This is a genomic window from Mangrovibacterium marinum, from assembly GCF_003046625.1.
GTDB classification, from domain to species: domain Bacteria; phylum Bacteroidota; class Bacteroidia; order Bacteroidales; family Prolixibacteraceae; genus Mangrovibacterium; species Mangrovibacterium marinum.
The window spans coordinates 18,724-31,523 of the sequence record NZ_QAAD01000005.1; the positions used below are offsets into that span (position 1 = coordinate 18,724).

Consider the following 12,800-nt stretch of genomic DNA (forward strand, 5'->3'; position numbering starts at 1 on the left):
AGTAGCTAAAATTATGGATCAGGAAAAAGATATCATCATACTCGGCATTGAGTCATCGTGCGACGACACCTCGGCAGCAGTACTGAAAAACGGTTTCCTTTTGTCAAACGTCATTGCCAGTCAGAAGGTTCACGAGGCTTACGGGGGCGTGGTTCCCGAGCTGGCTTCGCGGGCGCACCAACAAAATATTGTGCCGGTGGTGGATCAGGCCATTAAGCAGGCCGGCATCGATCGCAAAAACATATCGGCGATTGCCTTTACCCGCGGACCGGGTTTGCTGGGCTCGCTGCTTGTTGGTACTTCCTTTGCCAAAGGTTATGCGCTGGCAGCCGGCATTCCGATGATCGAAATTAACCACCTGCAAGGACATGTTCTGGCACACTTTTTAAAAGAAGAAGGGGCCGAAAATCGTTCTCCGAAGTTTCCGCATTTGTGTTTGCTGGTGAGTGGCGGCAACTCGCAAATTATTTTGGTGAAAGACCACCTGACCATGGAGGTGATTGGCCAGACTATTGACGATGCGGCCGGCGAGGCCTTCGATAAATGTGCCAAAGTGATGGGGATGCCCTATCCCGGAGGCCCTTTGATCGATCGTTTGGCGAAGGAAGGAAATGCCGATGCTTATCAGTTTGCCAAGCCCCGGATTAAAGAACTCGACTATAGCTTTAGTGGTTTGAAAACAAGCTTCCTTTACTTTTTGCGCGATCAGTTAAAGGAAAACGAAAACTTTATTGAGCAGAATAAGGCCGATTTATGTGCCTCGCTTCAGAAAACAATCATCGACATCCTGATGGCAAAGCTGGTGAAGGCTTGCAAACAAACCGGCATCCGCGAAGTGACCGTCGCTGGTGGGGTTTCAGCCAATTCGGGCTTGCAAAATGCACTGCGTGCCGAAGCCGAAAAACGCCACTGGAACCTTTTTATTCCCAAGTTTGCCTTTACCATGGACAACGCGGCAATGATTGCCATGACCGGACACTACAAGTACCTGAAAGGGGAATTTATCGGTCAGGATGCGGTACCTTTTGCCCGGATGAATATTCAGGAGTAGCAGGTTTCAAGTTCCAAATTTCAAGTTCCAAATTTCAAATTCCAAATTCCAAATTCCAAGTTCCAAATTCCAGGTTTCAAGTTTCAAATCAGGAAATCAACTTTCGTCATTTAATGCTATCCGAAATTAAGAAAATACGTGTGATCCTGGTAACCGGCTTTTTGGGAGCCGGTAAAACAACCTTTATCAACGAGCTGATTAAAAAACACCAGCATCTGAAACTGGCGTTGGTTGAAAATGAGTTCGGTGAAAAATCCATCGACCAGGATTTGATTGTTGGCATGCGGGCTGACAATATTTTCGATTTGAGCAATGGCTGTATTTGCTGTACCATCTCGAACGAGTTTTCACTCACCTTACTCGATTTGGCCGATAAAGCCGGCGAGCTGGATTTCCTGTTGATTGAAACCACCGGCATTGCCGACCTGGCCAATGTGATTAAGCCATTTTTCGACGACGATGACCTGAAGGAACGCTTTCAGCTGGATGGAAGTATTTGCCTGGTTGATGCTCAAAATGCCACCCGGCAACTGACGGCAACCGAGCAACAGATGCAGCTTATCTTGAGCGACCTGCTTTTGGTCAATAAAGTCGACGAAATTGACGCGAAGAGCCTGTCGATACTGGAAAGGCAGCTTTTGGCTTTTAACGGATCAGCGCTGATCAGGCAGGCCAATTATGGTGTTTTAGCGGATTTCTCGCTCGAGAAATTCAGCGAGGCCGTGCAGGGGCAGATCGAGCAAAAACTGGCCCGACCGGTGATGTTTCGCATGGTGGAATCGAAGAAATACAGCACCTTTACCCATCAATTTGACGGTTTTATCAATTTAGACCGTTTTAAATATTGGTTTAACTATTATGCAGCCATCAATCAGCGGGAAATTTACCGGATTAAAGGCCTGTTGTGTGCGCAGAACTCTCCTTTCAAAACCATTGTGCAATCGGTCGGAGGAGCGGTGTCCTATGCCGAAGGATCTTTTCTGGAACCCGGCGAAGAGCCCGTCAATACACTGGTTTTTATCGGCAGCGATATTGATCACGAACGCGTGGTTCACGAGTTGATGCACTATTTGGACGGGAAGGAAGTGTGAAGGCGGAAGTAGAAAGTAAAAAGGCAAAAGGAAAAAGTGTAAAGTCAAAAGTGAAAAGTCAAAAGGTAGTTTCGCATCAACCCATCACCAGACTGTGTAGCCCTTTGTAAATTGTAATTTCCCTTTTTGGAATTTCCCTTTTTGGAATTTGGAATTTCTCTTTTTGGATTTTCCCTTTTTGGAATTTCATCCTTTGGGATTTGGACTTTCACCCTTTGGGATTTAGATTTTCCCTTTTTGGATTTTCTCTTTTTGGAATTTGGAATTTCACCCTTTGGGATTTGGATTTTCCCTTTTTGGAATTTCTCTTTTCACCCTTTGGAATTTTCCCCTTAGTACCAGCCCATCGTTTGCATAACAATTACCACGAGCACTGTTGTCAGTGCTGCCACACCAATGGCCAGGCTGCTCATGGCTGCTTCTGTTTCGCCCATCTCAATGGCTTTGGTGGTTCCCAATGCGTGCGACGAAGTACCAATACTCAGTCCTTTTGCAACCGGGTGTTTAATGCGCAGTAGTTTGAGTAAAACCGGAGCGATGGATCCCCCCAGTATGCCGGTAATGATGATCGAGATGATGGTGATTCCCTCGTTTGCCTCCAGCATGTTGCTGACACTAATACCGATGGGGGTCGTTACCGAGTGTGGGATAAGCGAGCGTTCGAGCAGTTCGTTCAAGCCCAGCAGGCGACTCAGTCCGACAACCGATAATACAGCTGAAGCGACGCCGGCAAGGATGCCTCCAACGATGGAATATTTGTGTTCAACCAAAAGCTTGCGCTGACGATACAGCGGTAAAGCCAAAACAACCGTTACAGGCCCCAGAAAAGCATGGATCACGCTTCCGCCTTTCATGTAGTGCTCAAAGGGGATCTCGGTCAACACAAGAATGCAGATGATGATGATCACGGACAACAACAGCGGATTCAGCCAGTTTTGCCGCGAACGATGTTTGATTAAAGTAATCAGGTAGAACAGCCCCACGGTCAGCAGGATGCCAAACAGATGGGTATTAGTGATGTTTTCCATTTTTCTTTTCGTTTAAACGAATAAACAATTGCGTGGCCAGTGCTGTGACAGCCATCACCAGGATGGTGGATAGAACCACCACCAACACCGTTTCAAAATAAAAGCCGTCGAGAGCATGGTACGAGATCATAACGCTCACCCCGGCGGGGATGAAGAAAAAACCCATATTTTGAAGCATGAAATCGGCGGTGTCGCGAATTTCGCGTTCTTTCAAAACCCCCGTTAGCAACAAAATCAGCAGCAGCAACATTCCGGTAATCGGGCCGGGCAGGGGGAGGTGCAGGTACCTGCTGATTAAATCACCCGCCAAATTGATGGCCAGGATGATGAAAAGCTGTTTGAAAATCTTCATGTCAAAATGTACAATGCTTAATCAGCGATGCTAAAGTTTTCGTAAGTGATTGGCCGCACATCAATCAGATACATGCCTGCTGTTTTGGCGGCCTCCATACCCAGAACACCGTCTTCCAATACCTGGCAGTTTTCGGCTTTTACACCAACCATCTCGGCACAGCGAAGGAAGGTCTCCGGCTCGGGTTTATGATGGCTGACATCGTCGGCCGTAACAATGGCATCGAAATAATGGGTCAGTCCCAGGGTTTTCAACTGCACTTCGGCACTTCGGCGGCTGGCTCCTGTACCTACGGCCAGTGGAATTTTACCGTGGAAGCTTTTCATGAAATCAACGACGGCCTGGTGCGGTTTTAGCAGCGAGGCATGTTTCCAGAAGGTTTCCTGCTTCATTTTCACCATTTCGTGCGGATCGACCCCGCGCAGTCCGTTTTCCTCGATAATGCGTTCGGCAAAGCGGATGGTCGGCATGCCGGTCAGCTCATCGATAATCTTCTCGTTAAATTTACAGTTGTAATGCGCGCACACCTGATGCCAGGTGGCAATGTGCACCGGAAGCGAGTCGGACAGGGTTCCGTCCAGATCAAAGATCAGCGCTTCGGCTTTCGGATGTTTTTCCAATACCATAATTCAAAATTGAGCCGCAAAGGTAACAAACAAAATCGAAGGCTTATTTCAATTCATTCGTAAGAACAGCGGAATGGCAGCAAACTTAAAATTGGCTTGAGATGCGTGAAAATAAGCTGTCGGTTGCTTTTCTTTCGGAAAATGGTTTGTGAAAAACTAAAATATTCCTAATTTTGCGCGACCTAAAAGATAGGTGTAATTTTTTAATGTTTAATAAATTAGATGTTTTATGAAAAACCAGTATGAAACCGTTTTCATTGCAACTCCCGTTTTATCTGACGTACAGATAAAGGAAGCGGTACAGAAATTCAAAGACATCATCACCGAAAACGGTGGCGAAATTGTCAATGAAGAGCACTGGGGATTACGCAAATTAGCTTATCCCATTCAGAAAAAAAGTACAGGTTTCTATCAGATGTTCGAGTTCAAAGCTGAACCCGAATTGATCGAAAAAATGGAAATCCAGTACCGTCGCGACGAGCGTATTATTCGTTTCCTGACTTTCAAACAGGACAAATACGCAGCAGAGTATGCAGAGAAAAGAAGAAACAAAACTAAAGCTGAAAAGGAGAATTAAGCTATGGCAAGTAATCAAGGTGAAATCCGTTATCTGACTCCCCCGTCAGTAGAAATCAAAAAGAAAAAATACTGCCGTTTCAAAAAGAACAAAATCAAGTATGTGGATTATAAAGATCCTGAGTTCTTGAAAAAGTTCTTGAACGAACAAGGTCGCATTCTTCCTCGCCGTATTACCGGTACTTCACTGAAGTATCAGCGTAAAGTGGCAAAAGCAGTAAAACGTGCCCGTCACTTAGCATTGCTGCCCTTCGTAACTGATATGTTGAAATAAGAAAAAGAAAGACACAATGGAAATCATTTTATTGCAAGATATTAACAACCTGGGGAGCAAAGACGATATCGTTAAAGTAAAAGACGGTTATGGCCGTAACTACTTGATTCCTCAGAAAATGGCTATCGTAGCCAACGAATCAACCAAGAAGATTTTGGCTGAAAACATCAAGCAACGTGCCCACAAAGAAGCGAAACTGAAAGAAGAAGCTTTGGCATTGGCTGCTCAGATGGAAGGCAAATCAGTAACTATTGGTGCAAAAACCAGCTCGTCTGGTAAAATTTTCGGTTCGGTTAACACCATTCAATTGGCTGAAGCAATCAACGCATTGGGCTTCAACATCGACCGCAAACAAATCCGTTTGGCTGAAGACAACATCAAAGAAGTTGGTCAGTTTACAGCAAAAATCAAATTGCACAAAGAAGTTATTGTTGATTTCAACTTCGAAGTTGTTTCAGAATAATTAAATTTTTTCAAACACACACAGAATCACGTTTTTTTCAAACAATAAAAGCCGGCAGCTTCACACACTGCCGGCTTTCTTGGTTTTTATCGAGGAAATCTTAATCAACTTCGTTTTCTTCGTGCAGTTCGCGCTTCAAAGCATGTTTTACCAGTTGGTTTAAGGTAATGCCTTTGGCGGCTGCCATTTGTGCGGCTCTTTTGTGTAGCTCGCTGCTCAGTCGTACGTTAAAACTTCCTTTATACGATTTCTCAAGCGGCTTTCCTTCGCGTTCACAATCTTCAATATGGCCATCCACCATTTCTTTAAAGGCGGCCTCCAATTCGTCAACGGTAGTCCCCTCAAAAGTTACCAGATCATTTATTCCCTCTACTTTGCCAAAGAAAACCCGGTCATCGGCGCTGTAATTCACCGTGCCCAAAAAACCTTTATATTCCAATACATTTTTCATAGTGCATTCGTATTTTTTAGTTCCTGCTCAATTAAATCGAACTGGTAGCGTTTTAAGATGTTTCCCGGATGTGGCTTGTGTAGTTTCATTTTGTGCCCGCTTTTCTCGTTGGCAAATACGACTCTCGATCCGGCTCCCTGGGCTTGCTTGTACCCAAAATAAGCCAGTAGCGTTACCAGCTCGTTATAAGTAAAATCTTTGGGTTTACTCTTAAACCGGCTAATCAGCTTCTCAATTTTGCTCATAATACAAATATATAAAAATGCAACTAAAAAACAGTTGCAAGAATTTGCTATAATAGTTTTCTATTCAATTCGTCCAGCTAACTATCTGCAAAGCTTCTCAGGTAGATTGTCGTCGTTTTTTCGTTGCTATGCCCCATGCCTTCACTAATGGCGCAATTTTCAACCAACCAGCACCTCTTTAACCTTCGTAGAGAACCGAAAGATCGGCAATCAACCTTATTCCCTCATTTTTGGAATAAACAACGGATGCCAGATCGTAAACGCTGTCAGGACCTGCGGACGCTGACAGGTTGTAATCAGCAAGCTTTTTAATCGCAACGTTCGCGGAGACGACGCGGAGAACTGATTGACGATCGAAGTCCGGAGGGGAGCATATTTATAGAAAAGAAACGCTCCCTACCAACATACGATGTGGGGAAAAGCGATGATGCTGCTGGCTTCGAATTTCCAATAACCAATATTCAAGATCGAATAAACATGTGGGTTTCGAGCAAATACTCATCTTGGTCAATCGTAAATGGTCAATCGTCCAATCGTAAATTGTCTCAGACTGCGATTGATCACTGAATCCTGATCCCTGTGTGTTCGGACTTATGACTAACTGTACTTACAGCCTGTTTTCTCTACTCAAGACTCTCTACTCAATACTCTCTACTCAAGACTTACGACTCACTACTCACGACTCAATACTTAACTCGTTAGTAGATGATGCCATGGAGGTACTTTTGTGAGTGTCCTTTGATAATCAAACAGAGCATGGTCTCAGGGTGTAAACAAATTTGTTTATATTTGTTACTGCGATGGATTCAATAGATAAAAATATTACAATTTTAAAGGGGATACATCCCGGTTTTATTCTTGACAGGGAATTAAAAAAAAGAAGATTGCCTAAAAGACGATTGGCGATGTTGATTGATGAATATCCTCAGCTTTTGGGAGATATTACGAAGGGGAAACGTCGCATCAATCCCTCATTGTCCATAAGACTTGGTGATGCTTTGGGTATTGATGAAAGTTTCTTTGCCGTATTACAAGCGTATTACGATATTGAGCAACAAAAGAAAAAACAAACCCAGCATGAACATCCTAATTTAAAACTTTTGCGACCTGTTTTGTTTTGGGATACAGCTATAAATTCGATTAATTGGGCGAAGAGTAAAACCAGTGTTATTAGGCGCGTATTCGAACGGGGGAATGAACAGGAAATTGGAGAAATAATTCGTTTCTATGGCGAACAGGAAGTGCAGGCTATTTTGGCCCAGCTCTCAAACCGTTCGTCAATACTGGAAAATAATATACAGAAATATCTCCGATAAGTAGATGACCAAACAATTAAAATACAATACGGTAACGCCTCAGCTACGAGAAATCTTGTCCTGGCTGATGGGGGAAAAAATCTTCGATCCTTTTCGGCTGGTTGGTGGAACCGCTTTAAGTTTGCAGTTAGGTCATCGTGAATCCGTCGATATTGACTTATTTACCGAGACTCCTTATGGCGAAATTGATTTTGATTTAATCGATAAGCATCTAAAAGTTAGTTTTGAATATATTGATTCATTTGACGGACCTGTTGCAATGGGTAAATCCTACTTTATAGGAAATTCGGCGGATGATTGTATTAAACTTGATTTGTTTTATACCGATCCTTTTATTCGGCCTGTTTTAAATGTTGACAATATACGGTTAGCTAGTCTCGACGATATAACGGCAATGAAAATCGACCTTGTAAGTCGCATAGCGCGGAAAAAGCACTTTTGGGATTTGCACGAATTATTAGAATATTATTCGATTCCACAAATGATTTTGTTGCATGAAGAACGCTATCCCTACTCCCATGAACCCACTGAGATACTCAAGAATTTTACCAATTTTGAAGCAGCCGATAATGATTTTGAGCCCATCTGCCTAAGGAGCAAACATTGAGAACTCATTAAGCTGGATTTTGTGGAAGCAATCGAGAAGCTAACTGGTGAATGATTGTTGGGGCTGTCTAAAAAGTCGATAAGAAGAAACTCAGACTTACAAATTGAAAGCTCTAGCTGATTTTACCCTCCCTGCCCACCGGCAGGCGGGCAAAGCTCTCCGTCAGCTGCCGGATGGCTTAAAGTCCCCTTCAGAGCCCGTCCCCAACTTTTCGGGAGGATTTAGGGGGCATGTAGTTTGAACGGACTTACAATTTGATAGCTTTGAAAAATCTCTTCATACTTTTTGGACAGCCTCTTTCATGATGCTGTAGCCCTGTTTTATGAATGGTTGCTGAGCCGTAGTGCTTTTGGTTATCTGGTCTCACTACTCAAGACTCACGACTCGCTACTCACGACTCGCTACTCAAGACTCACTACTAAACCTCTGCTTTTCCCGCGTTTCAGACCAGAAAACAGCGATCCGGAGAATAGGCGGAACGATCATCGCGCCGGAAAAACAAGTGGATATGAAATTGCCTGGTAATTTGCCACTCTTTCAGGGGGAGCAATGCTTCGCCTTGCCCACGCGTTGCACCGATTTCAAAAGGCTGGCTGCCATCCCGGGAGTAATAAATCCCCATCAGGCAATCGTTCGTTTGGGCTTGCCGGCTCAGCTGGTCGGTGCTCCAGCTAATCCGAACAACAGCCGGGTCGTCGGCCGACCGCTCCACCCGAAGCTCTTGCGGCAAGGGAACCGGGCCTGTTGAAAAATGCAACAAGTCGGGATCCGTCAGTGCTCCGTAACGACCAAAAGCCGGCATATTGGCCTGGACAAACAGGTTATAGCCGGTATATTTCACGGTTGCCGACAGATTCCAGATCGGCTTAACAACATTTTCGCGGTAAGCTTTATAAAAAAAGCTCAAGGCCCGGAAACGCATCCGGTGTTCCTGTTGCTTCGGGCTCCAGCTATCGCGCTTACGCTTTTCCGGCGCCGAGCGAACAATCACTTCATCGCCATAAGGAACAAAAACCAGCGTGTTCCCCAATTTACCACTTAACTGAAATCCTCCTGCTACCTTCGCCTTTGCCATAGAGATTCTTCTTGAAAGGTTCGTACTTCTTACTTTTTAACTCTAAGGTTTATACTAGTTTTCTGTATAAAAAGATACAGTAAGCATACAGAAACCATACAGAAACCTTACAGAAACCCCGAACTTTCCAAGAAGGATCTCCGAAGGAATCGTATAGGGGGAGTAGGCCTATATCACCAAGCGGATAAATAAAACAGAGAGCGGATAAAAATTCCGACGAAAGTTGCAGATTGGATCGGATGGTTCCTGAAGTCGGATGTGGTTCTCATACGGAAATAAAATATCGTAAATAAAGCCTTGTTAAACGATAATTTTGTAAATTTGGATTTTAACAAATGCCAAATACTAAAGTGCCTATCGCTATGCTAAGAGATATTGTATATCCGCTAACCCTAGAATATAGCTCTGATGGAAATCATCTTCCAATCGAGTTTTTTATGCTGACTATACCAAATTGCAAGCATATCGACTTGAAACTTGGCTATTTTAGTTCCAACGCAATTCGCACTTTGTCGTATGGTTTTGCACAATTCATCCACAAAGGCGGTACTCTTCGGATTATTACTAACCATTTTCTTTCTTATCAGGACAAAATGCTTTTGGATGAAGCAAATTCAGATTCTGCGGTTGAAGAGGCCGAGATGAAGCGATTAACCTCGTTATTTGTATCTCGGTGAATTACTATTGAATGAAGGAATATGTATTAACCAATATTAGCAGAATTATTGAACGGGAAAGCAAAACTTCGACTTATAAGTTTGCCTTGCTTCGTGCTGTCATTGATCTTATACAAGATAATTCTCCGTTTATTGTTGTAGAAGGGGATCGTGTCATTTTTCCTACAGGGCTGTTGGTTGAAAAATGGTTACTTTATTACTATCCAATTTTCGATTCATCTCTGAGTATTCCACAGATAGGAGGAGAAACTGAATTGGCATTTGGCAAACAGTTGCTGGAATTTACGGATAAGTATAAGTTGAGAGGTGGATTTTCTGCGTTTTATAATGATTTAAAGACTAGAGGAATACCAGTAGATTTAGAGGATGACTTTAAAGCGCTGGCAAGTAAAATCAAAGACACGGTCACGAAAATGCCCATGCGGTATATCGGTCGATCACTTAGCAAAGAGTATTATTCCATTTTTAGGGTTGAGAAACGAAGTGAAGCCAGTAAGCGGATTAATATAATAGATGCAGAATATCTGATAAATAGGCTGGGTAGCTTTTCCATCCCCCGAGAATACTATGATGCCTTTCGGGTTTTTGGTTCGTTTATCGCGGGTAAGGATTCTATCTTGTTTAAGTGGGCTGAGTTTTCGGTGCGGATGTCTTCGGATAACCTGTCGGTGAGTCAAGTATTGAATGATGTTTTGCGAAGTCCGGTCACAGAAAGGGAGGTGAACGAATCAAAAAAGATTTTCAATAACTATCTGCAGGAGCAGGGGAATGTATATTGCGTGTGGACAGGAAGGAAACTTAGGAAGTATGATCTTGACCACTTGATTCCATTTTCAGTGTGGAAAAATAACGACTTGTGGAATCTACTTCCAAGTGATTCAATTACAAATAGTCGGAAGAGAGACAAAATTCCGTCTGCTGCACTAATCGAATCGCAAAAAGAACTGATCATCCAGTATTGGGATATACTGAATCAGTTTCAACATGAACGTTTCAGAAAGGAGATCGGTGTCACATTGCTTGGTGACACTAATTTTGATTCTTGGGAAACAACTGCCATTACTCAGCTAAAAAGTACGTGTGATTATCTAATTTCTCAACGCGGATTCGACCAATGGGACGGACGAAATTAAATCAATATCATTATCTCACTGCTAAAGAGCGCGATCGTCTTTCGTTTCCTGCTCGACTGGCCATAGAGCGTGGCTGGCTCAAAGGAGAAATTCTCGATTTTGGGTGCGGCTTTGGATCTGATGTTCAATTGCTATCTGAATTGGGCATGAATGTGAAAGGATATGATGTCCACTATTTCCCGGAGTATCCTCAAAAGAAGTTCGATACAATACTTTGTTTCTATGTATTGAACGTGTTATTGCCAGAGGAGCAAGCAAAAGTCTTGGTCGAGATCTCTCGACTGTTGAGGCCTACTGGGAAAGCTTATTTCGCAGTACGTCGTGATCTTCAGTTTGAAGGATACCGTACTCACAAATTACATAAAAAGAAAACCTATCAGTGTAATGTCAAGCTTCCGTTCCGGTCTGTCTTCGTCAACGGGAATTGTGAAATTTACGAGTATCAGCATTTCAACCGTATTGAAAAAACGATTAATATCAGTTGCCCATTTTGTAATTCAACCCCGGAGCAAGCTTTTATTGCAGAAACGGCTACTGCATTTGCTATTTTTGATAAATTTCCGGTCAATCCCGGCCATGCTTTAATTATTCCTAAACGTCATTGTGCTGACTATTTTGAATTAAGCATAAAAGAACAACAGGCTTGTTGGTTTTTGCTTAATCATGTTAAGTGCATTATAGCGAGTGAATTTAATCCTAATGGTTTCAACGTGGGAGTAAATATTAATCAGGCCGGGGGGCAAACGATTCCTCATGTTCACATTCATTTAATTCCCCGATATGCTGGTGATATTGAAAATCCAACTGGAGGTGTTCGCGGAGTGATTCCAGAGAAGCGGGATTATACTATAGATTGAATAAAACCCTTTTTAAGAGAACAAAAGTATCATGTCCACTGAATCGAAGCTTACTCATAATGAGCAAAAATAAGGAAAGTAAATTCAATAACTAAATGTTCCTTTTTCAAATTATTTGCAATGATTCAAGTTCTTTATTTTGAGTTGAATAAAGAGCTCTTTTTTTGTGAATTATTCCTTTGCTTGTAGACGGAGGTGCTGCAAAGTGAGGGGTTCAGGGCTACCAACAGGGTTATTCTCATCACGAATTAAATCGTATTGATAAGAAAAAGAGGAAAGCAAATCAATCACTTTCCTCTACAGGGGTGCGAAAGCCATCATCAAATGACCAATCCCACCTTTTTATACTGGATTTGCCAGTTTCAATTGATGTCGGATGATAAAATTAATCGTTTTTATTGGGAAATCACTCCTTTATATCAGTTAGTTGCTGGCAGTTATCCCGAGCAATGGGCGGGAACACTGGTTTGTGGTTTAAAAAGGCACCAAACTGGCACCGGAAATTACTGTCGATGCCTACTGGATCTGCTACATTGGCGAGGACACAAAGTTAAGCCCCTATCTCTAGAGTATGAAAGAGAGAACATGAAAGAGAAAACACGAAAGAAGTGCGACAAAGAGTTTAAAATGATGGTTGTCAATCTCTGTCTAAGTGGCAGGAGATCTCTGGATGTAGGCAACGAACTTGGTTTAGATCGAAGCTTGGTTTAACGCCGGGTTCGGGATCCGTTTCCGGGCTTGTTTTATCACTGGCAAGTCGGCATAACTGGATGAAACCTTTCGGTTTGCAAAACCGGAGCCGGATGACGGGAGACTGTCAACGCTTGTCCCGATTAGTCGGGGGGAGGTGCTGTGAGGAGCTTAGGGCGAAACTCCCTTTGTCGGCTCGACCAAGAAAACGGCCGTATTGGCGGTTGGGCGTTAACTTCCGGTTTTAAAGCGGAGGGTTTCGAAAGGTAAGCGCAAATTCCAGTCCCG

General features: G+C 43.2%; 17 protein-coding genes. 11 read left to right on the forward strand and 6 right to left on the reverse strand.

Translation table 11 applies throughout. From position 1 onward, the window contains the following. Positions 1-13: 13 nt before the first annotated feature. The gene (tsaD, locus tag C8N47_RS05760) at positions 14-1,051 is read left to right on the forward strand and encodes a tRNA (adenosine(37)-N6)-threonylcarbamoyltransferase complex transferase subunit TsaD (RefSeq protein ID WP_107821585.1); all 1,038 of its coding nucleotides are present in this window, start codon (positions 14-16) and stop codon (positions 1,049-1,051) included. A gap of 113 nt (positions 1,052-1,164) precedes the next feature. Beyond that, positions 1,165-2,142 (forward strand): CobW family GTP-binding protein, encoded by a 978-nt coding sequence (locus tag C8N47_RS05765; protein WP_107821586.1) that lies wholly within the window; start codon positions 1,165-1,167, stop codon positions 2,140-2,142. Between the two features lie 332 nt (positions 2,143-2,474). Here the strand turns inward: C8N47_RS05765 and C8N47_RS05775 are convergent, their stop codons facing one another. Genes C8N47_RS05775 through C8N47_RS05785 form a run of 3 tightly spaced genes read right to left on the reverse strand, consistent with a single transcriptional unit; the run spans position 2,475 to position 4,148 of the window. Beyond that, positions 2,475-3,170 (reverse strand): LrgB family protein, encoded by a 696-nt coding sequence (locus C8N47_RS05775; protein ID WP_107821588.1) that lies wholly within the window; start codon positions 3,168-3,170, stop codon positions 2,475-2,477. Then, the gene (locus C8N47_RS05780) at positions 3,154-3,522 is read right to left on the reverse strand and encodes a CidA/LrgA family protein (protein ID WP_107821589.1); all 369 of its coding nucleotides are present in this window, start codon (positions 3,520-3,522) and stop codon (positions 3,154-3,156) included. Before C8N47_RS05780 ends, C8N47_RS05775 begins: the two co-directional genes overlap by 17 nt. Before the next feature lie 17 nt (positions 3,523-3,539). Then, positions 3,540-4,148, reverse strand: coding sequence for a beta-phosphoglucomutase family hydrolase (locus tag C8N47_RS05785; RefSeq protein WP_107821590.1), 609 nt, complete (start codon positions 4,146-4,148; stop codon positions 3,540-3,542). Positions 4,149-4,377: 229 nt separating this feature from the next. On the opposite strand from C8N47_RS05785, the gene rpsF reads away from it, so the two are divergent. From rpsF to rplI, 3 genes are read left to right on the forward strand one after another with little or no spacing between them, the layout of a single operon-like run. After that, positions 4,378-4,725 carry a 30S ribosomal protein S6 gene (rpsF, locus tag C8N47_RS05790; protein ID WP_107821591.1) on the forward strand — a complete coding sequence of 116 codons (348 nt, stop codon included), beginning with the start codon at positions 4,378-4,380 and terminating at the stop codon, positions 4,723-4,725. Between the two features lie 3 nt (positions 4,726-4,728). After that, complete coding sequence (rpsR, locus tag C8N47_RS05795) at positions 4,729-4,998, forward strand: 30S ribosomal protein S18 (RefSeq protein WP_107821592.1); 270 nt, start codon at positions 4,729-4,731, stop codon at positions 4,996-4,998. A gap of 16 nt (positions 4,999-5,014) precedes the next feature. Then, positions 5,015-5,461 (forward strand): 50S ribosomal protein L9, encoded by a 447-nt coding sequence (rplI, locus tag C8N47_RS05800; RefSeq protein ID WP_107821593.1) that lies wholly within the window; start codon positions 5,015-5,017, stop codon positions 5,459-5,461. Between the two features lie 100 nt (positions 5,462-5,561). Here rplI and C8N47_RS05805 read toward each other — a convergent pair whose 3' ends face one another. Continuing rightward, positions 5,562-5,912, reverse strand: coding sequence for a type II toxin-antitoxin system HicB family antitoxin (locus C8N47_RS05805; protein WP_107821594.1), 351 nt, complete (start codon positions 5,910-5,912; stop codon positions 5,562-5,564). Further along, positions 5,909-6,157 carry a type II toxin-antitoxin system HicA family toxin gene (locus tag C8N47_RS05810; protein ID WP_107821595.1) on the reverse strand — a complete coding sequence of 83 codons (249 nt, stop codon included), beginning with the start codon at positions 6,155-6,157 and terminating at the stop codon, positions 5,909-5,911. Before C8N47_RS05810 ends, C8N47_RS05805 begins: the two co-directional genes overlap by 4 nt. Before the next feature lie 800 nt (positions 6,158-6,957). Between C8N47_RS05810 and C8N47_RS05815 the strand changes: the two genes are divergently transcribed. Together C8N47_RS05815 and C8N47_RS05820 are read left to right on the forward strand one after the other, a co-directional pair. After that, complete coding sequence (locus tag C8N47_RS05815) at positions 6,958-7,473, forward strand: helix-turn-helix transcriptional regulator (RefSeq protein WP_107821596.1); 516 nt, start codon at positions 6,958-6,960, stop codon at positions 7,471-7,473. Positions 7,474-7,477: 4 nt separating this feature from the next. Then, the gene (locus C8N47_RS05820) at positions 7,478-8,080 is read left to right on the forward strand and encodes a nucleotidyl transferase AbiEii/AbiGii toxin family protein (RefSeq protein ID WP_107821597.1); all 603 of its coding nucleotides are present in this window, start codon (positions 7,478-7,480) and stop codon (positions 8,078-8,080) included. 442 nt (positions 8,081-8,522) lie between these two features. Here C8N47_RS05820 and C8N47_RS05825 read toward each other — a convergent pair whose 3' ends face one another. Beyond that, positions 8,523-9,155, reverse strand: a complete 633-nt coding sequence (locus C8N47_RS05825; RefSeq protein WP_107821598.1) for a hypothetical protein — start codon at positions 9,153-9,155, stop codon at positions 8,523-8,525. Positions 9,156-9,490: 335 nt separating this feature from the next. Here C8N47_RS05825 and C8N47_RS05830 point away from each other — a divergent pair, with 335 nt between their 5' ends. From C8N47_RS05830 to C8N47_RS05845, 4 genes are all read left to right on the forward strand, one after another. Beyond that, a complete protein-coding gene (locus C8N47_RS05830) occupies positions 9,491-9,832 on the forward strand; it encodes a phospholipase D-like domain-containing protein (protein ID WP_107821599.1) in 342 nt (113 codons plus the stop codon). Between the two features lie 11 nt (positions 9,833-9,843). Further along, positions 9,844-10,965 carry an HNH endonuclease domain-containing protein gene (locus C8N47_RS05835; RefSeq protein ID WP_107821600.1) on the forward strand — a complete coding sequence of 374 codons (1,122 nt, stop codon included), beginning with the start codon at positions 9,844-9,846 and terminating at the stop codon, positions 10,963-10,965. After that, complete coding sequence (locus C8N47_RS05840) at positions 10,947-11,822, forward strand: HIT domain-containing protein (RefSeq protein WP_107821601.1); 876 nt, start codon at positions 10,947-10,949, stop codon at positions 11,820-11,822. The genes C8N47_RS05835 and C8N47_RS05840 overlap by 19 nt, the downstream gene beginning before the upstream one ends. 258 nt (positions 11,823-12,080) lie before the next feature. Further along, complete coding sequence (locus tag C8N47_RS05845) at positions 12,081-12,533, forward strand: hypothetical protein (RefSeq protein ID WP_170111303.1); 453 nt, start codon at positions 12,081-12,083, stop codon at positions 12,531-12,533. Positions 12,534-12,800 lie beyond the last annotated feature (267 nt).